Origin of the sequence: Prevotella sp. TF12-30 (assembly GCF_003436715.1) — a bacterium.
Lineage (GTDB): Bacteria > Bacteroidota > Bacteroidia > Bacteroidales > Bacteroidaceae > Prevotella > Prevotella copri_A.
On the sequence record NZ_QSQJ01000001.1, the window covers coordinates 175,492 to 196,916 of the forward strand.

At 43.0% G+C, this 21,425-nt stretch carries 13 protein-coding genes; 5 read left to right on the top strand and 8 right to left on the bottom strand.

The window, feature by feature from the left end:
* Window positions 1-13: 13 nt before the first annotated feature.
* Together DXD25_RS00775 and DXD25_RS00780 are read right to left on the bottom strand one after the other, a co-directional pair.
* Window positions 14-856, bottom strand: coding sequence for a GSCFA domain-containing protein (locus DXD25_RS00775; protein WP_117661339.1), 843 nt, complete (start codon window positions 854-856; stop codon window positions 14-16).
* Entirely contained in the window at window positions 834-3,344 is a 2,511-nt protein-coding gene (locus DXD25_RS00780) for a YfhO family protein (RefSeq protein WP_117661340.1), read from the bottom strand. The genes DXD25_RS00775 and DXD25_RS00780 overlap by 23 nt, the downstream gene beginning before the upstream one ends.
* Window positions 3,345-3,608: 264 nt before the next feature.
* On the opposite strand from DXD25_RS00780, the gene DXD25_RS00785 reads away from it, so the two are divergent.
* The 4 genes from DXD25_RS00785 (at window position 3,609) to DXD25_RS00800 (ending at window position 7,565) form a co-directional block, all read left to right on the top strand.
* The gene (locus DXD25_RS00785; protein WP_117661341.1) at window positions 3,609-4,307 is read left to right on the top strand and encodes a 5'-methylthioadenosine/adenosylhomocysteine nucleosidase; all 699 of its coding nucleotides are present in this window, start codon (window positions 3,609-3,611) and stop codon (window positions 4,305-4,307) included.
* A 131-nt stretch (window positions 4,308-4,438) separates the two neighbouring features.
* Entirely contained in the window at window positions 4,439-4,924 is a 486-nt protein-coding gene (locus DXD25_RS00790) for an S-ribosylhomocysteine lyase (RefSeq protein WP_089543987.1), read from the top strand.
* 192 nt (window positions 4,925-5,116) lie between these two features.
* Window positions 5,117-6,634: an alpha-L-fucosidase gene (locus tag DXD25_RS00795; RefSeq protein WP_117661342.1), complete on the top strand. Its 1,518-nt coding sequence runs from the start codon at window positions 5,117-5,119 to the stop codon at window positions 6,632-6,634.
* 22 nt (window positions 6,635-6,656) lie between these two features.
* Window positions 6,657-7,565 (top strand): hypothetical protein, encoded by a 909-nt coding sequence (locus DXD25_RS00800; protein WP_222847538.1) that lies wholly within the window; start codon window positions 6,657-6,659, stop codon window positions 7,563-7,565.
* Between the two features lie 97 nt (window positions 7,566-7,662).
* Here the strand turns inward: DXD25_RS00800 and DXD25_RS00805 are convergent, their stop codons facing one another.
* The 6 genes from DXD25_RS00805 to typA all read right to left on the bottom strand — a co-directional run bounded on the left by DXD25_RS00805 (window position 7,663) and on the right by typA (window position 20,968).
* Entirely contained in the window at window positions 7,663-8,625 is a 963-nt protein-coding gene (locus DXD25_RS00805) for a transporter (protein ID WP_117661424.1), read from the bottom strand.
* Between the two features lie 105 nt (window positions 8,626-8,730).
* Complete coding sequence (locus DXD25_RS00810; protein WP_089543991.1) at window positions 8,731-10,509, bottom strand: RagB/SusD family nutrient uptake outer membrane protein; 1,779 nt, start codon at window positions 10,507-10,509, stop codon at window positions 8,731-8,733.
* A 21-nt stretch (window positions 10,510-10,530) separates the two neighbouring features.
* Window positions 10,531-13,584 (bottom strand): TonB-dependent receptor, encoded by a 3,054-nt coding sequence (locus tag DXD25_RS00815; RefSeq protein WP_117661344.1) that lies wholly within the window; start codon window positions 13,582-13,584, stop codon window positions 10,531-10,533.
* Between the two features lie 39 nt (window positions 13,585-13,623).
* Complete coding sequence (locus DXD25_RS00820) at window positions 13,624-16,023, bottom strand: sugar-binding domain-containing protein (protein WP_117661345.1); 2,400 nt, start codon at window positions 16,021-16,023, stop codon at window positions 13,624-13,626.
* 145 nt (window positions 16,024-16,168) lie between these two features.
* Window positions 16,169-18,994 carry a two-component regulator propeller domain-containing protein gene (locus tag DXD25_RS00825; protein WP_117661346.1) on the bottom strand — a complete coding sequence of 942 codons (2,826 nt, stop codon included), beginning with the start codon at window positions 18,992-18,994 and terminating at the stop codon, window positions 16,169-16,171.
* Window positions 18,995-19,165: 171 nt separating this feature from the next.
* Entirely contained in the window at window positions 19,166-20,968 is a 1,803-nt protein-coding gene (typA, locus tag DXD25_RS00830) for a translational GTPase TypA (protein ID WP_117661347.1), read from the bottom strand.
* 179 nt (window positions 20,969-21,147) lie between these two features.
* On the opposite strand from typA, the gene rpsO reads away from it, so the two are divergent.
* Window positions 21,148-21,417 (top strand): 30S ribosomal protein S15, encoded by a 270-nt coding sequence (gene rpsO, locus DXD25_RS00835; RefSeq protein ID WP_022122065.1) that lies wholly within the window; start codon window positions 21,148-21,150, stop codon window positions 21,415-21,417.
* Window positions 21,418-21,425: the final 8 nt, after the last annotated feature.

Sequence of the window (21,425 nt, forward strand, 5' to 3'; positions counted from 1 at the left end):
TGCTTTTGGGCTTTCAGCCCGTCACTAATCCATACTTTTTCTCGAACCATCTTTTCCTTTCTTCCGTTCTGGCGATGAACTTCTGATGTTCCTCGCTATCGGGGTTGAAGGGCTTGTGTCCGAGGGCTTCCCGGATGGGACGCCAGTCTTCCAGGAACAGCTCGGCAGCCTTGCCGAAATAGGTTTCCCGGAATTTCTCCCAGATATATTCTACTGCCTGATCGCTCGGGTGCAGCATATCTTCCTTGTAGAAACGGTAATCACGAAGTTCATCGTTCATGATTTCGTAAGCCGGAAAATAGCTCACCACACCAGGGTTCGCCTTCACCAAACGATCTGCAGCCAACTGAAGCGTAGCCTTCGAAAGCTGACTTCCGTGATAGCCGTATTTGGCATAACGGATGGGGCTTACGGTTACGATTACCTTCAAGCTGGTATCGAAAGTTTCATCTTCCGATGTTTCATCTTTCAAACCTCGTTGCTTCAGCAAATCAATCGCCTTTTGCAGATACGCAGCACATTCCTCTACACTCAGTTTCCTTTCCTCGAAAAGGCGCTGGGGGCGCTTCTGGCAGTTATCCACAATCTCGCCCGTTTCCTTCAGAATATACACGTGGTTCGTACCCAACGTAAAGACTGCCACACGAGGATGCACCTCGGCGCATTTCTCTACCGTATGGAGAATGCTTGCCGGATTATACATTACACCGAAAGGATTCACCGTGGCACGGAAGCGATTCTCCACGAATCGGCGACCCAGATTGTCGGCAAAGCAACTACCCACGAAGAGCATCTGCTCTGCCGGCTGTATCTCGAAGTCGGCCTTCGGAATATCAATTTCTGTTCGAAACAGCATCTGTCTTCTTGCGCTTTTTGATTTCCACTCCTATACCTATTATAATAAGGAGTACCAGAACACCATAGCCGATATAAGCTACCATCTCTGTATTCTTGAGCGACTGAGGATGGAAATCGAGTACCACCTTGTGGTTGCCCGGTTTCACGTTGATGGCACGGAGGATATAATCCACACGTCCCAGTTCTACAGGCTGACCATCTACGGTAGCAGTCCATCCAGGATAGTAAATCTCAGAGAAGACGATGACGCCACCCTTGCTCGACTTCACCTCGTAGGTGAGATTGTTTGGCTTATACTGAATCATCTTCACCACCGAAGTGTCATCCTGCTTCACGCTCTGAGCCAACTGCTCCTTGAACTTAGCATCAGCCACCGCCACATGGCGGAGGTTGACCTTGCCTACGCCATCGATCTCCTCGTTGGCATTGTTGACATACAGCACCTCATCCACGAACCAGGCATTGCCGTAGGCGTATGGATTCTGTACAGGAACCGTCTGACCGCCCTGCAAAGGCAGGATGAAGTATTTGGTATTGAGCATGTTCAATACAGGGAAGATACTGTCGCCATTCACCTTGGTCATATCACCGCCAGCCTCAGCCACAGCCTTCATCGTCTTCTGCATCTCAGGAGCGATATGTTCATCAATCATCTCCTGATAGCGACGGAGCTTGGCAGGATGATAACCACCGATGCTCTTGTGGTAATAAGAGGTCTCGTTCTCATTGAAGGTATTGGAAGCGAGATTGAGCACACGGTAATCGAGCGCCTTGTCGCGGCAGATAATCTTATCGGTCTCCGTCATCTGCTGAGGAGTATCGCGCACGTTCTTATCTACGAACATATCATCGTAGAGATAACGCTTGTTCACCATCCACATATCTACGAGACAGAGCACTGCGATGCCGGCAATCATATACTCAGCACCCAACTTCTTCATCTTGTAAAGCAGCAGGAAGGCTGAGCCGATGACGATGATCCAGAACGAGCGCCAGCAATCAGAAGTAAAGATGCTCTTGCGAATCTCGATGAGATTGCTCATGAGCGGCCCCTGGTATTCTGCCGGCAACTGCTGCAACGCCTGAGTTTCCTGAACGGAAATGAAATCAGGGAAGAAAACACCCGGCATCAGGGCAAAGAGCAGACAGAAGCCTGCCGTCAGACCAAAGCTGGCATATACCAGTTTGATCTTACTGGTGAGTATCTCCGGCTCATCAATGATTTTCTTCAAAGCCATCATGGCAAGCAACGGAATGGTGAACTCGGCTATCACGAGGATAGAAGCCACCGTTCGGAACTTGGCATACATCGGAATGTAATCAAGGAAGAAATCGGTGAACGGCATGAAGTTTCTACCCCAGGAGAGCAGGATGCTCAGGATGGTGGCAGCCAGCAATGCCCACTTCATCGGACCCTTGACAATAAACAAACCGAGAATGAAGAGCATACATACGAATGCTCCTACATATACAGGACCGCTCGTACCAGGCTGGTTGCCCCAGTACTGTCCGAGCTGCTGATAAATCTGCACGAAGTTAGGATCCGCCTTCTCCATCGCCTGCGTATTCTGGGCGAGAGGTACGGAAGCACCACCCTTGGCATCAGGAATCAGAAGCGTCCAGGTTTCATCAATACCATAGCTCCACTGGGTGATATAGTCTCTATCCAAACCACTGCTGGTCTGGTTGGCAGTATTCTTCTTCACCAGTTCGCTCTTTCCACGCATGGTTTCCTGACCATACTGCCAGGTATGATACAGGTTGGAGAGGTTGAGCGAGATACCGATGAGGGCACCCACGACACATACCGCAGTCGCCTTGCCGAAGCGGGCGAGTTCCCCCTTCTTGATGGCATCTACCAGGAAGGCAATCACCATGAAGAGGATGATGAAGAGATAATAATAGGTCATCTGCACGTGGTTGGCATTCACCTCGAAAGCCGAGAAGATGGCGGTGAGGAGCAGACCTTTCAGATACTTACCCCGATAAGCCAGCACCACACCCGCAATCATAGGAGGCAGATAGGCCAAAGCCCATACCTTCCAGATATGACCTGCTGCAATGATAATAAAGAAGTAGGATGAGAATGCCCAGATGATGGAACCCAGCGCCGCCAGCGATTGTCGGAAATCGAAGGCACGGAGCATGATATAAAAGCCCAGGAGATAGACAAACACATACCATACATAATCAGGCAACCACAGATGATAAGCCTTCGTTACCTGGCTGAGCACCTGGGTACTGCCGTACGAAGGCGACATCTGATAGGTTGGCATACCACCAAACACAGAGTTGGTCCAACGGGTTGTCTCGCCAGTCTGCTGTTGGAAAAGCTCTTTCTCATGTCCCAATCCCTTGCTCGCCGCCGAGTCGTGTCGGAACAGAATTCGTCCGTCCATGTCGGCAGGCATGAAGTACACGAAAGAGATCACTGCAAAAACAATCACTACCAGAATATCCAGTAGATACTTCTTCAATAATTTCATCTTTTTCTATAAACGTTTATAATTTGGTGCAAAGATAATGAGAAATGAAGACACTACAAAATAATAGAAGAAACTTTTTACTTTTTTTATCGAAGAAAAGACGCAATAGGGTTTTCCCCCTATCATTATAGGGATTCTCACGCTGCAAGATGACCGAAAATCAAAGGTGGCAAAATCAAGAGCATATTATAAAATATAGGTGGGGAAATGTTTTTTTATGGGATTTATTTTGTAACTTTGCACCCAGAATAGAAATAAATCGATATGAAAATAGGAATTATCGTTGCGATGGACAAGGAGTTCACGCAACTCAAGACATTATTGACAGAATCGCAGACTGAGCGAAAGAATCATAAGGACTTCGTCATCGGAAAAATCGGCGAGAATGAAGTAGTGATGCAGCAGTGCGGCATCGGAAAGGTGAACAGCGCCATCGGAGCTGTGGAAATGATTGATAATTACCACCCAGACCTCGTCATCTCTTCGGGTGTGGCTGGAGGTGCTGACATCAACCTCAATGTTACAGAAGTGGTGGTAGCTACCGACTGTGTATATCACGATGCTTACTGCGGTGACGAATGCGAGTATGGACAGATTCTCGGTATGCCTGCCCTCTTCAAGACCCCAAAGGAGTATGTAGAAAAGGCGCTTGCCATCAATGCACAGCCAGACAACCAGCATCCCAAGATTCATGCCGGACAGATTGTAAGCGGAGAATGGTTCGTAGATAGCAAGGAGAAGATGCGCTCTATCCTGGAGCACTTCCCTCACGCCATGGCTGTGGATATGGAAAGCTGCTCCATCGCACAGACCTGCCACATCTACAAGACTCCTTTCATCTCCTTCCGCATCATCAGCGATGTACCTCTGAAGGATACCAAGGCACAGCAGTATTTCGACTTCTGGGCTAAAATGGCAGAAGGATCATTCAATGTCACCAAGGCTTTCCTCGAAAGTCTGTAACATTGAGCTTTGAACTTTGAACTTTGAACTTTATGATATGCAATACGGATTATTATAAAGTTCAATATTCAAAGTTCAAAGTAAAAAGTAATCATAAAGTTCAAAGTTCAACATTCAAAGTTCAAAGTAATATGAATAAGATTCCAAGTTTTACTATCAATCATAACAAGTTGCTCCGCGGCATCTACGTAAGCCGCAAGGACGAAGTAGGTGGAGAAGTAGTCACCACCTTCGATATCCGTATGAAGGTGCCTAACCAGGAGCCTTGCCTCCACAACGGTGCCATCCATACCATCGAGCACCTGGCTGCCACCTACCTGCGCAACGACGAGGAGTGGAAAGACCGCATCATCTACTGGGGACCAATGGGATGCCTCACCGGCAACTACCTCCTCATCAAGGGCGACCTGGAGAGCAAGGACATCGTAGAACTGATGAAGCGCACCTTCCAGTTCATCGCCGACTTCGAAGGAGAAATTCCAGGACAGGCTGCCAAGGATTGCGGTAACTATCTGCTCCACGACCTGCCTATGGCAAAGTATGAATCGAAAAAATATTTGGAAGAGGTACTCAACTGCATCACCGAAGAAAATTTGATTTATCCTACACAGGACTAACCCTATACAAACGCCCGCAAAGCAAAATTGCGGGCGTTTATATTTAATTAACCAGAAAAGTTTTGTTACTATTTATAAAACTCCTATCTTTGCAGATGAATCATTAGTAACAATCACCAATCGCATCAATAACTATTATATACATCTATTATTATGGTAAGATTAAAGTGTATCGATTTAAATACAACAACCATGAACATCAAAAAAGTTTTTATAGGGGTGTCCCTCGTCATGACTGCCATGGCTGGCCACTCCCAGAGTGTTTTCCAAGTAAAGCAGCAGTCGTTGCCTAATCCAGACAACGAGCCAACAGCTGTGTTCCCGGTTCCAAGTGATCGCCAGATGAAATGGCAGGAGACAGAATTCTATGCCTTCTTCCATTATGGCATGAATACCTATACCAACAGAGAATGGGGACTCGGAAGTGAAGACGTAACCCTTTTTGCACCAACCAAGAAGCCAAACCCGGCTCAATGGCTTAAGGCTGTGAAAGCAGCTGGCATGAAGGGCGGTATTGCCGTGGTAAAGCACCACGATGGCTTCTGTCTCTGGCCTACATCTACAACCGATCATTCTATCGTGAATTCAGGCAACGAGAACGGCAAGACTACCAACATTCCTCGCGACTTTGCCAAGGCAGCCCGCAGTCTGGGTATGAAGTACGGCTTCTATGTTTCTCCATGGGATAGAAACAGCCAATACTACGGTACTGAGAAATATGTAAACGATGTTTTCCTGCGCCAGTGCGCGGAGTTGGCACAGTATGGCAAAGACCAGTTTGAAATGTGGTTTGATGGTGCCAACGGTGGCGACGGATACTACGGCGGACGCAATACGACCGTAAACGTTGACCGTTCTACCTATTATGATATTCCTAACCTCAGAGACTCTATCCACAAGGTTTGTCCAGACATCATCCTCTGGGGTGTGGGTGCTGAGGCAAGATGGATTGGCAACGAGGCTGGATGGGCTGGCGAAACCAACTGGCTCACCGACGAAAGAGGCTATGCACCAGAAAGCAACGGTATGTATGGTACCGAGGATGGCTGGCAGTGGGACCCGGGAGAGAGCGATGCCAAGTTCACCGACAAGGGATGGTTCTGGCACGAGGGCGAGAAGCCTCTCTCTGTAGAGCGCCTCTTCCAGATGTATCTGGAGACTGTTGGTAGAAATGCTACTCTGATTTTAAACTGCCCTCCAGACAAGAGCGGTTTGCTGCCTGATATCGACGTTCGCGTGCTCAAGGAAATGGGCAACATGATTCGTACCCGTCTGGGTAAGGACCTGGCTCAGAAGGCAAAGGTTACTGTAAGCAACACCCGAAAGGCTGGTGCCAACCGCAACTATGCAGCCAAGAACCTGACCGATAACAACAAGAATACCTATTGGGCTACTGATGACGGCGTGAAGCAGGCTACCATCACCTTCAACTGGGACAAGCCACAGACCGTTCGCTATGTGGATATGATGGAGTACATCCGCAAGGGTCAGCGAGTAAGAAAGTTCCATATCGAAATCTCTGAAGACGGAAAGACATGGAAACCAATCGCTGAGAAGTGCACCACCACAACCATCGGATACAAGCGCATCATCCCGTTGAACGGCAGCACATCAGACAGTTACGGCAAAGGCTATCAGGTGAAAGGCCTGAAGGTTGTCATCGACGACAGCAAGGCTTGCCCATTGTTACATTCCATTAAAGTATTTTAAACTTTGACTCTACACTACGAACATGAAGAAATTACTCATAGCATTGTGTTTGTTACCATTGGCTGCAATGGGACAAGAAATTAAGTTCGACACCCAGGATTACAAATCCGTGGGAGTTTACGACAGATGGGAGCATTCCCCATTCCGCACAGGAGAACTGGCGGGCAACTGCGAAGTCGTGGATAATCCAGACCTCACCAACAATCCCAGCAAGAAGGTGCTCGGCTTCCAGCGTTCACGCCTGGCTTCCAACATCTTCGGTGCAAGAATAGATCTGAAGAAGCCGATTGCACTCGGTCCATCCGGAAAAGTAGTTCACGTACTGATCAACCGTCCGATGGAAGGAAGAGTGATGCTGGTAGGTCTCGGAAAGAGAAGAGACAGAGCCGGACAGTCGCAGGAAGTAGAGCAGTTCTGGATCAAGTCAACCACTCCTGTTCCTGCAGGACAGTGGGCTGATGCTGTTTTCCCAATCAAGAGCGCAGAAGGTGTGGATATCTATAGTCTGGTAGTGGTTCCTCACGCAGAGTCTCCTCATGAGATGAAGGAGGATGCCCTGGTCTATATCGATGACATCAATATCCACCTGACCAACGCTCCACGCATCACCTTGCTGAAGACCGAAGGTACAGCCAAGAAGAAGGCTCACAGCGAGTTTGTTTCTGTAACCGAGGCCAACCGCAACGGTATGGTGACCGCAGCAGACGGAACAACCCTCAACAACCACAAGGTGGCATACGGCAAGCCATTCAAGGTGAAGATGGTTCCTGCTCCAGGATTCACATACGGTGACTTCACCATTACCCATGGTGACCAGATAGAATCGCTCAAGAAGACAGATATCGCCAAGGATGGTACCTTCACCATTCCAGCCAAATGGATGGATGGCAACGTAACCATCGAGTGCATCTTTATTTCTACAAGCAAATAAAGATCAGATACATTCATATAAAAAAAGCAGCTTGGAATTTCATAGGAGATTCCAAGCTGCTTTTTTATATTTCCATTATTTCTGTTTTCTCTTACATCTACCATTTCAGTTTTCCGTATTTCTCCTTATACCACAGTTGCCAGCCATTCACCAGGTTCTGCCAAACCACATAGGCGCCCGGTGCTACGGCAGCAAGCGGATTGAGGAAAGTAAGGGTGAGCCAGATACCAACAATGGTATTCTTCTGTCCCAAAGCCTGACCGGCACTGATGCTTGCATCATAATGTCTGCCCACCGCCTTACCGATGGCAAACTGGATGAGACAGACAAAGAGCGGAACGATGAGCAGCAAGGCAAGAATCCATCCCGAAACCTCGGCATGGAGGATATTGCGAACCGTCTCGCCCATCAGGATAGTAAGGTTGAAGCACCACATATAGAAGCCCAGATCCTTCACGCTCTTCACCTTATCCACCCACTTAGGCAGGAACTTTCGGCTCAGCAAAGCCAGAAGCAAAGGAACCACCAGTACCGTGGTTACATTTCTGAATACCATCGCACTCATGAAAAAAAAGGAAACATCTGCCCCCTTCTCCACCATCGGGAAAAGACTAGGAATGATAACCATCGTGAATACATTGGCTATCACCGTATAAGTAGTCAACGAGCCGATGCTTCCACCCAACTTCTCCGTCACCACAGCCACGGCAGCCGCCGTAGGACAGATAAAACAGATGAAAGCACCTTCGAGCACCAGCTTGGTTTCATAATTATCTCCGAATTCGAAGATAAGCACCACCATCATCAGTGCCAGACTGGTTCGGATGAGCTGCAGGATAAAATGCCAAGTCTTTGGCTTCATCTCCTTGATCTCAATCTTGCAGAAGGTAACATAGAGCAAAGAAAAGAGCACTACCGGCATCAGATCTACCAGTTTCGGTCCCACCGCATCCCCCAGAGATTCCAGGAAAGGAACATTGGCAAAAATCAGATAGCCCACGGCTCCCAATACCAGGGAACAAGGCAAGGAAAATTTTCTAAAGAATGATAATATATCCATAAACATAACTTCAATTTGGCTGCAAAGTTACGGCAAAAAGAACACACCGCAAAATAAATTGATGTTTATTTTGCGATGTGCAATCTTATTTGGATATAATCCCCATTAATAATCAGGGTTTTGTATTAAATTAGCATTTTTCTGCATTTCATCAAGAGAAATAGGAAGCAGATAGTTTTTATTGTTCCATGAACGAGTCTGCACTTCCTTTATACTATATATAGGAGTATCACTTCCCTTTGGGTAACGGATATCAATACCTTGCGCATTCTTGATAACATCTGGAGCAATCATCCATCGACGAATATCAAAGAAACGATTCTGTTCATATGCCAGCTCTATATTTCGTTCGTTACGATAACGATCACGCAGTTCATTACCAGTTATCGATTCATCTAAATCAGGCATATTAGCACGTTTGCGAATGATATTAATATATTTACGAGCCTCAGCATACTCACCTAATTCAATGCAACACTCAGCATAGTTAAGCAATATTTCTGCATAACGAATCTGCCGATAAGGGTACTTTTGATATTCATACTGTTGGTCCATATTAGGATCTATACCTTTATGCATATAATAGCCTGTATAAGTACCATTCCAATCATCAATAGGACTATTACGCGTATCAAGACCTGGGGTGTAGAAACCATTTTCCTGCTCATAATATCCCGTCTGAATCTTTCCTATCGGATCAGAAGCATATACATCATCTGGACGTTTCTTCCATAAAGCCCCATCATAAAGTACAGTAGCATAAAAACGAGGGTCACGATTCAAATAAGGATGCTTAGCCTGATCGGGATTACTCCAACTGAATCTAGTACCATCTGCCATCTCATAAGAATCAATCATCTGTTGGGTTGGCACATTTCCTCCCCAACCATGATAACCATTCGGGCTATTAAATTTACCAAAACTAGGACATTGGAAATCGCTAGTACTATGATTGACATTATCATAATATGTAAGCATGATATCCTCTGAATTACCATGATTGATAAACAACTGCTCATAATTACTAATTGCCTCCTCCGGTGTAGAGAACCCACCTTCACCCACAAGCTTATAAACACCTAAGTCAATAACAGCCTTTGCAGCCTCCTTGGCTTTCAGCCAACGCTCCTTTCGATTATCATCGGTATAGCTCACCAACTCAGGATTTGCATAGCCAGAAGTCCAAGAAGCATGAGAATTAAACAAATCACTTGCAGCATAAAGCAGAACTCTTGACTTTAATGCCAAAGCAGCTCCCTTACTAGCTCTAGCCTTATCTGTAGAGATAGGTAAAACTTGAGCTGCGGAATCAAGATCCGAAATGATATAATCAACTGTTTCTTTTAAAGTATTTCTTTTAACAAGCATATCATCCTCAGCTTCATAAGCTTTGGGTAAAATAGGAACACCCCCATAAAAGCTTAACAACCAGGAATAATAATAAGCTCTTAAATAATGAACTTCTCCCTTTAGCTGGTCTATATCAGAACCATTCAGCCCATTATCTGCAACACGCTGGAAGAAAAGATTGCAATTGCGAATATTCTTATAAAGACTATTCCAACTGACATTATGGAATGCAATAATCCAAAAATCTGGCGCTAAAATACCTAGATAGCTAGGACTTATCGCATTGTTAACTACAGGCTGACTTTCCCATGACCAAACTTCCATTGCCTGATCGTCAATCGCAGAGAACATAACCGAATGCAAGCCATAATACTGTCCTTCGTAAATATTATTCACGAAAGCATTTGCCAAGGAATTATCTTTCCATACAGTTGCATCAGAATAGCGATCTTTAGGCGTTACATTTAAGAATTCATCACTACATGCAGAAAATAGCAAAGCGACTATTGCTAAGAAAAACAATATCTTTTTCATATTTATATATCATTAGAATAATTAGAATGTAATTGACGTACCGAAATTAATAATCTTACTCAATGGATAGTTATATCCTCTACCGCTGGTATTCTCAGGATCATAGTCCTTCATACAAGGTGCAATAGTAAGCAGATTGTAACCATTTATATAAAAACGCAAACGCTCTATTTTGATTTTACTTGTCAACACATTAGGTAATGTGTAGCCCACCTCTACGTTTTTTAAACGGATATAATCACTACTGTGAATCCAGAAGGTATTACTTTGATTAACCCAATATTCATTTGAGCGATTGTATGTGCGTGGATAGGATGTACTATGATTTTCTTCTGTCCAACGATTATCATAGAAACTTTTCAAGAAGTTACCAAAATCACCAGACTCCGTAGATTGAAAGAAAACACCTCCCATTGCTCCCTGTAACAATGCAGTAACATCGAATCCTTTATATTGAGCGCCTAGATTAATACCATAGGTAAAAGTTGGCACACTTGTACGACCATATCGGATACGATCATTACCATCCAGTTTATTGTCACCATTTATATCAGCAAACTTAATATCACCAGGACGAGCACCAGGCCAATGAGCAGGATTGCTGTCAATCTCTTCTTGTGTCTGATAGATTCCAACAGCCTTGTAAACCAAACCTGCACCAATAGGCATACCTGTTGATTTTTGATAATCAGGAGCTCCAGGAGCCTCATCCCAGAACAAAATTTTATTCTTGGCATATACTCCATTCAATCCTGCATTAAACATAACATCACCAAAACGATGATGATAACTCAGATCAAAATCAACACCCTGGTTACGCACCCTTCCCAAATTTTCATCAGGCAAAGTCATACCAGAAGTACTAGGAACAGAAGCATTTCGATGCCACAATATATCTTTACGGGTATTACGGAAATAATCGATGGTGAAAGCAAGTTCTCCTTTCAAGAATTGCAGATCCAATCCAATATTCTCCTGTGTAGCTGTCTCCCATGTAACATTCTTATTTGGCACTACATTTTCTTTTAATGCTTGATTATAAGTTGCACCAGAATTCGTTATATACATCAGATTGTTATAAGAATAAGATGCAAGATACTGATAGGCATTAATGAGATCATTACCCGTCTGCCCCCAAGACGCACGAATCTTTGCAAAGTGGATGAAAGGCAACATCTTCTTGAAATAATCTTCTTCTGAAATCACATAGCCTAAAGAAGCACCAGGAAAGAAGCCAAAATGATTAGACTGATCAAAGATATAAGATCCCTGATAACGCCAGACTACTTCTGCTAAATACTTCTGCTTATAAGCGTAATTCAATCGACCAAAATAATTAAGTCGAGCCTCAGTATAACTAGAACCCGTATTATTAATTTCACTTTGTCCACCAGCAAAAAGTTCATCAATAGCTGTTGAAATATAGTATCGACGATATGCCTCATAGGAATCGCCACGTCCTTTAATACGCTCTACACCCAAAGTAGCATTCAGAATATGATCCTCTCCAAAATTACGATTATAATTCAAGATAGCACTCAACTGAATATTATAATTATTCTCTGAAGACTGATTGAGACGAGCATCATCATATCCTTTCTTTCCTTTTTGAAGCAAAGGCTGTCCGTTTTCACCATAAGAAGTTCCATCCCAAGAATAGAGATACCAAGGGGTCTGCCAAATCTTTCTGAAACGGAATGTTTTGTCAAAAGAAGCACCCAACTTCAAAGATAAACCTTGAATATAAGGAATCTGAATGTTCAAACCGAAATCTCCGTTTAATACATAACGCTTGTCACGATCATAACCTGTTTGATCTGTACAAATAACCACAGGGTTATCACCAAATTCTATATCAGGTCCGGGAGTTCCATCAGGCCAATAAGCAGGCATATTTGGTTTTGAACGCATCAACATACGGAAGATGTTCTCAGAAGAACGTGTTGGAAACTTTCGATCTTCGAGACGTCCAGACAGATTAGCTGTCAAATCTAATCCTTTAGCCAAATTTACATCAAAGTTGGAACGTAAATCATATTGCTTGTATTTAGTTGCACTATGACGATAGAATCCATCTTGCGTTTTAGCTGACATACTAAGGAAATATCTTGTTCTCTCAGTGCCACCAGATACCGATACATTGGTATTACTCTGAGGTGACCAATCCTTTAGCGTTTCTGCAAACCAATCGGTGTTAGGATATGACCAAGGGTCAGAACCATCCGCAAACTTTTTGATTTCGTCTGCAGTATATCTTGGCGTATTGCCTGCATAAGAATCAATCTCATTCAAAAGAGTAGCATATTCTGCCGCATTGCACATCTCAGGTACAGTTGTAGGGCGAGACAAACCGTAATTATAAGAGAAATCAACGGTAGGCTTTCCCTGTTTGCCACGTTTGGTTGTAATAATAATAACACCATTAGCAGCTTGTGCACCATAAATTGCAGCAGAAGCATCCTTCATTACAGAAAGCGACTCTATCGTACTTGGGTCAATGCGTTCCAAAGAACGACCAGGTACTCCATCAACAACAACCAATGGCTCTGCATTACCAAAAGTATTCACACCACGAATGCGAATTGTAGATCCATCATATCCTGGCTCAGCAGTATTAGATATGGCAAAGACACCAGGTAATCTACCAGCCAATCCATTACTGACATTGGTAACAGGTGCTTTCACCAAATCTTCACCTTTCACACTGGTCACAGCTCCAGAAAGGGTAGCTTTCTTTTGCACTCCATATCCAACAACCACAACATCATTAAGAATTTCACTATTTTCCTCTAAAAGGACCATTAATTTATTCTTACCTTTTACAGGCACTTGCAGATTTTTATAACCTACATAAGAAACTAACAAATTAGCATCAGGACTTACCGATATAGTAAAACTTCCATCTAAGTCGGTTACTACACCATGACTAGTACCAGCTTCCTTAACGGTTACACCAATTAAAGGTTCGTTAGACTTTGCATCTACGATTCGTCCCTGTACATTCCTGGACTGTGCCATTATCGTAGTGGACATCGCACACGCTAGAAATAAAGAAAAAACTCTGTAACTCTTCATAAATTTTATCGTATTAATTGTTATAGTTATATACCTTTTCTATCGAGATTGTATGATTTCAGCCGAAGTTTTCAAGCCCTTTGATTTTATCGTAAGCTTTACTTTTCCTGCCTTTTTCGTACTTCGTACAACTGCAAGAGCACGCCCTTTCCAAGACTTATGGATTTGATCCGCATAAGTGTCAGGATCTTTAATATCAGCATTTCCTAAAGCAGCCAACACTCCAGAACCTGTAACAATAGCTTCCAACTCAACAGATGCATTAGGACATACACGACCTTCCCTATCAACAATTTCTATTTGAACAAAAGACAGGTCTGTTCCATCAGCCTTCATCTCTCGATTTTCAACCTTAGTACGAATAGCAACTGGCTCAGAGGCAGAAGACAGCATTTTAGCATCTTTAACTACTCCATTTTCCACCCCCTCGACCTTCAAAGTTCCTGGTTTAAATGGCAATGAAAAAACAGCTTTCATCTCCGTTTCACGACCGACAACTTTTTCACCAACTAATCTATCATCCAGGTATAAACGTACTATCGGATATTTAGAATAAACCTCAACCTCAATATTTTTTCCTTCATGACCTGGCCAATTCCAACTCTCCCAGGTAGGATAAGCTGTCCAAAGTCCAGTTCTGATTTTTCCATAATAACCATCTGGCTCTCTTACTGCCATATACAGTTTCTCCGTATCATTATACAAAAGATTTCGATAATGAGAAATCGGCTTACGCCACCCCGTCAAATCGATGTCGCCACAATAGGCCGCATGCCATGGATAAAGAGGACGCTCATAATGTTCACCTGGTACATCCCCATCATACCACCATCTTCCGATACCAGATTCACCCAAGTAATCTATACCAGTCCAGATGAAATCACCTATAATATAATCAAAATCATGAACCAACGACCAATTTTGGTAGGTATCCTTGGCATAAGATTCAGTCTGCCACATAACCCTATCAGGCACACGCTGATGATCTTCCTCATGTTTATGAATCATATAGTTATAACCCGTAATATCCAGTTCTGCAGCTAGAGGATCATAGATTTCCCAAGCACTATCCCAAGCAGCCAACGCAGAAGTGATAGGACGATTATCGTATTCACGAATCTTACTAGCCAACTTATGAGCAGTAGTAACAACTTCTATTTTTTTTCGTTCAATGACCTCATTACCAATGCTCCATGCTATAATTGATGGGTGATTTAGATCACGAAGAACCATTCCTTCTATATCCTGCTGCCAATACTTATCAAAAAGCGAGGCATAGTCATGTGGAGTTTTAGCCTCACGCCATCCATCGAACGCCTCATCAATTACAAGCATTCCCAAGCGATCACATGCTTCTAGGAAAGCTTCTGATGGCAAATTATGCGAAGTACGTAAAGCATTGAAACCAGCACTCTTCATCATCTGTACTTTTCTAAATTCAGCCCTATCAAAAGCGGCTGCACCTAAAATTCCATTATCGTGATGCACACAACCACCATTTAAATCTAACTTCCTGCCATTCAAGAAAAAGCCTTTCACTGAGTAATGAATCGTTCTAATACCAAATGATTGGCTATATGTATCGATTATCTTATCATTATCCAGAATAGATATATGTGCATCATAAAGATTTGGGGCATTGATGTCCCATAATTTAGGGTGAGATACCTTCAATTTCTGTATAACTTCTTTTTTGCCTCTAGCAGGTATTATCACTGTAGAAACTGCATCTTCTGCATCGGCAACCTTTACAGTTACTTTCACTTCCTTATCCACAGGAGTTTCATTATTCAACATAGTTTTTACCTGAACAGTTGCTTGAGATGCAGAAACTTGCGGTGTATGAACGGCCACTCCCCAATTCTCTATATGAACTTTGGGTGTATGAATAAGCCATACATGACGATAAATGCCAGAACCAGAATACCAGCGGCAGTTCTTTTGCTGTGAATTATCTACTCTTACAGCCACAACATTTTTCTTACCTGGTATAATTGCAGAGGTCGCATCACAAAAGAAAGAAGTATATCCATAAGGATGCCCACCTATTAATTGACCATTCACATATATTGAAGAGTTCATATACACCCCTTCAAAATAAAGATATACCTTCTCTTCCTTAAGAGCTGCAGGAACCATTAGCTCTTTACGATACCAGGCAATACCAGCCACCCGATATCCCCCATCATTACCAGATAGCGCCTTTTCGTCTATTGAATGTTCTATACTCCAATCATGTGGTAAGTTCACAATACGCCACTTTGAATCATTATAGTCTGATTTAGAAGCAGCCAGTTCATCCCCCAAGAAAAATTTCCATGATGAGTCTATAAGTGTCTTTCTCGGCAATCCTGCCGCATACATAACAGCAGGAAGCAAACATCCAAATCCCATCATCAGCATAATGATAAGCACTCTTTTTTTTATTTCCTTTTTCATATCAATTAAGTTTAAATGTTAAGAAATCTCGAGTGCAAAATAAGGAAAAAGAAAAAAGAAATAGGGATCCTTTTTGTATCATTGAGGGCTATTTCTAGCTCTATGACACAAAAAGAACCCCTATTGAAGCAATTGAATACCCTATTTAGTTCTGTTTTAAATATTCAGATGGTGTTTGTCCCATTTCATCCTTAAAACATTTCGTAAAATATTTAGGATTTGTAAAACCTAAAGAGTAAGCTATTTCAGAAATAGACTGTTTATGCTGTCCCAACATTGTACATGCTTTTTTCATTTTTACGTTTCGAATAAAATCCAAAGGCGACATTCCTGATATCGCTTTAATCTTTCGATATAAAGTAGAACGAGAAAGCAACAGGTCATGTGCTAACTGTTCCTGACCATATCCAGAATCGTCAATATGCTTTTCTATCAAGTTCATCACATTCTTTACAAAAGCTTTATCTGCCTCAGACATTTCAGGCATCTGCCGCTTTAAATGACTCTCCTCTATCAACCGTTCTACTCTTGCCTGATTATGATAATGGCGCAAAGCTGAAAGACTAGCCCGGCGACGCACAAAATGGACTATGAAATATATACCAACTAGTGCCAATAGGACATAAATGACAAAAGCCGTCGTAGTTTCATAAAAGGCATGTCTGCGCACAAGAAGCATAATTTCTTCTGCATCGGTCCAGGAGCCATCAGCTTTCTGCCACCTCACCATAAAACGATGCTTACCAGAAGGAAGACTGCTATAAAAAACAAAACTATTTTTCATGTCAAGATTCATCCAATCAGGATCTACCCCTTCCAATTTGTATTGCACATTTTCAATCCTACCAGGAGCATAAAGTAAAGATGCCACACATATTTTGATATTTCTACTATCTGCAGGTAAATATACAATACCCTCATGGCTATCTTCGTCCGGATTATCAAACATCATACTCATATCATTTAAGAGAACATCAGATACACGGAAACCAAAGTTATGAGGTAGTTCTTGTTTATCAGGATCATGCTTGATATGTATAAATCCATTATGTCCCCCCGCAAAGACACCTCCATTCAAATCTGGACAAAGAGCTGAACCACGAAAAGCTTTCACAGCAATATTCTCGCTATTGGCTTCATAACTCGTTTCTCTGAGAGTATGGATATCAATACTCAATAGCTTTTTATTAGTCAATATCCAAATTTTATTTCCAGACGACTGTATAGACAAAAGAGCACCATCGGATAAATGGCTATAATTCTGACTATGAAACTTCGTTTTGGAAACATCACTTTTAACCAATCTGCTCAAAGAAGTAGTTACCCATAATGCACCTAACTTATCTACACATAGATGTTCTGGCAATTCACCTACAGACAAAACTTTCATATTTCCTACGGTTCTTGAAACAATACTATGACCATCGAAAGAATACCGATAGATATTATTCCCTTTTACCCCCCAAACGCTACCCTTATTATCCACCGTAAACGCATCAGGACGAAGAATATCCTTGCCTGATGTATAAACAGCTGCAGCATGAGGCTTACGAACATATAAATTCGTTGAAGTAAGAATCCATAAATTGCCATCTTTATCTTCATTCATATCTACAATCTCACCAGGATTTGCCAATACAGCATTCATTTGAACATCCTCTCCCAATTGAATCGCATGAGACTTTCTTACAGCCTTGACTAGGCGATTTTGATTACGTAGTTTCAACCACATTCCACCTGTATGAGAACGCTTCATCAAAGAAACCTCTCCCAAACCAAGAGTACTTCCGGATGTCATTGTTCCATTCTTTAAATCATAGAGCAATACCCCATAACGATCTTGTCCCATCCATAGCATATCAGCTCCATCATAACCGAGATTAACAATATTAGCATCATGCTGAAGCGTCTCCTTCAGATTAGGTAATGTATAACTCACAGCTCCAGAATGATCAAAGTAAATTGTATATCCCATATCATATGAACCCAACCAAAGATTTCCTTCACGATCTTTCAATATCATAGTGAACATCTTATGAGAATCTATAATTCCGGATATATCAACTGGTACCAATTTACCTTTCTGGTATTTCATTGCGTGTAACTCATCGTAAGAAAGCATCCATAAATAGCCTAACTGATCATCCTGAGCCATACTAAAGAAAATCTTATCTTCTGCATTTGTACCGGAGATTTTTACTATCTGTCGCTGATAACATGTAGAGTCGGACGCCTTAGGATTAAAAAGCCACAATCCATCACCCCAAGTACCAATCCAATAATGTCCCTGCTTATCCTGTAACATTGTATAGGGAGTAGCACCTTGAGGCATTGGGGGATATTTTATAAAGGAATTACGTATCTTATCATAAGCAAACAATCCACAATAGGTCATTGCCCAAAGGCGATTATCACGATCCACATACAATTGGCGAAAACCTATATCATGGGAATCTTTTTGCAAACCATAAGCAACAACCTGTTTCCCATCTGGGGAACAACGAAAAACATGATTGCCTGCAGCTACCCAAACTTCTTCTGTAGAGGGATTGGTGACAATATCCGTAATTGCTAAATCTTTTATTTTTTTATCTAGTATCTTCGTTGTCTTCCAAGTCTGCTTATCGTATAAAGTAATTCCTACACCAGTAGCTATCCACACATAACGATCATTATCTGTAATATATACAACACGGTTATCAGACAATAAATCTGGATGTTTATAATTAGATCTAAATGTATGTAAACGATAACCATCATACCTAGCCAAACCTGATGTCATACCAAACCACAAGTATCCAGTTCGATCTTGATAGATATCAAAGACCTCATTAGAATACAACTGATAGAAAAAAGGAATAGGGCGTGCCACCATATGCTGAGCTTTTACATCATTATAAGTGCAAAAGCTAATACATATAAAAATACACCTTATTATATAAATAACATCTAGGTTTTTATTTTTTGCCATAAATAAGTTATTCTTTAAAATGACTGTTAATTACATTAAGACAATACTAAGATAAACTTTCATAACCTATATCATACCCATATTGAATATAAAGAATCCCCTGCCAATCGAATACCTAAGTAATCGATTAGAGGGGAATTCTCACGGATCCATTTATATATAAGCTATAGCTTAATCCTTATTACTACGCTTGCGCTCCAAGTGATCGAGAATCACCTTGCGCATACGCATACTCTTAGGAGTTACCTCTACGTACTCATCCTCACGGATGTACTCCAGGCACTCCTCAAGGCTCATCACGGTCTTTGGAATCACGCGAGCCTTGTCGTCAGAACCAGAAGCACGGACGTTGGTCAACTGCTTTGCCTTGGTTACATTAACCACCAGATCGTTGTCGTGAACATGCTCACCAACAACCTCGCCGCCGTAAACCTCCTCACCTGGGTCGATGAAGAACTTACCGCGATCCTGCAGCTTGTCGATGGCGTAAGCATAGGCAGTACCTGTTTCCAGCGCAATCATGCTACCGTTAGAACGGCGGGGAATCTCGCCCTTATATGGCTGATACTCCTTGAAACGGTGGGCCATGATAGCCTCACCCTGAGAAGCAGTGAGCACATTGGTACGAAGACCGATGATACCACGTGAAGGAATATCGAACTCGATATCAACACGCTCGCCCATGTTCAGCATAGAGGTCATATCACCCTTACGACGGGTAACCATATCAATCATCTTAGAAGCAAACTCCTCCGGAACGTTGATGGTCAACTCCTCGATAGGCTCGCACTTCACGCCATCAATCTCCTTGTAGATAACCTGAGGCTGACCTACCTGAAGCTCATAGCCCTCACGGCGCATGGTCTCGATGAGCACAGAAAGATGGAGCACACCACGACCAGAAACGATCCACTTATCAGTGGTGTCCTCGTAAGGCTGAACACGAAGAGCCAGGTTCTTCTCCAACTCCTTGTTCAGGCGGTCCTGAATGTGGCGTGATGTACAGAACTTACCCTCCTTACCGAAGAATGGTGAATCGTTGATGGTGAAGAGCATACTCATGGTAGGCTCATCTACAGCGATTGGAGGAAGTGGCTCTGGGTTCTCGTAGTCGCAGATGGTATCACCAATCTCGAACTTCTCCAAGCCGACAACGGCACAGATGTCACCAGAATCCACATGGTCTGTCTTCTTATGACCCATACCCTCGAAGGTATGGAGTTCCTTGATCTTGGTCTTCTCCTGGGTACCGTCACGATGGCAGATAGTTACGTTCATACCATCCTTCAAAGTACCACGGTGTACACGACCTACGGCGATACGACCGGTGTAAGAGCTATAATCAAGAGATGTGATCAAGAGCTGAGGAGTACCCTCCAACTGCTTAGGAGCAGGGATAATCTCCACAATCTTGTCGAGCAGATAGTCAATGTTGTCTGTTGGCTTGTTGTAGTCATCGCTCATCCAGCCATTCTTTGCCGAACCGTAAACCACAGTGAAGTCAAGCTGTTCCTCTGTAGCATCGAGGTCGCACATCAGGTCGAACACCATTTCGTACACCTCTTCAGGGCGACAGTTAGGCTTATCTACCTTATTAACGACAACGATAGGCTTCAGTCCGAGCTGCAACGCTTTCTGCAGCACGAAACGAGTCTGAGGCATCGGACCCTCGAAAGCATCGACGAGGAGGAGGCATCCGTCTGCCATGTTGAGCACGCGCTCAACCTCACCACCGAAGTCAGAGTGTCCTGGAGTATCGAGAATATTAATCTTTGTACCTTTCCAATTGATAGACACATTCTTTGAGAGAATGGTTATACCACGCTCGCGCTCCAAGTCGTTGGAATCGAGCACCTCGCCGCTGTTATCCTGGCCGTCACGGAACAGCTTACCAGCGAGCATCATCTTGTCAACCAAGGTAGTTTTACCATGGTCAACGTGCGCAATAACTGCAATGTTTCTAATGTCTTGCATTTCCTTTACCTTAAATACTTAATGAATTTGGGTGCAAAATTACAAAAAAATCCCGAAAAATTTGCATAATTCACTGAAAAGTTGTACCTTTGCACCGCATTTTAACGGAAACCACCGTGAGGAAGGTCCTATTGTGCATAACATTCATTCATAATAATTAAATTTTAAGTATCACAGCTATGTATTTAGACAAAGCAAAAAAAGAAGAGATCTTTAGCAAGTACGGAAAGTCTAACTCTGATACTGGTTCAGCTGAGAGCCAGATAGCATTGTTCTCATACCGTATTGCTCATTTGACGGAGCACGTTAAGAAGAACCGTAAAGATTATACTACAACACGTGCGTTGACACAGCTTGTAGGAAAGCGTCGTGCATTGCTCGATTACTTGTATGATCGCGACATCAATCGCTATCGTGCTATCATCAAGGCCCTCGGTCTTCGTAAGTAATCAGCGAA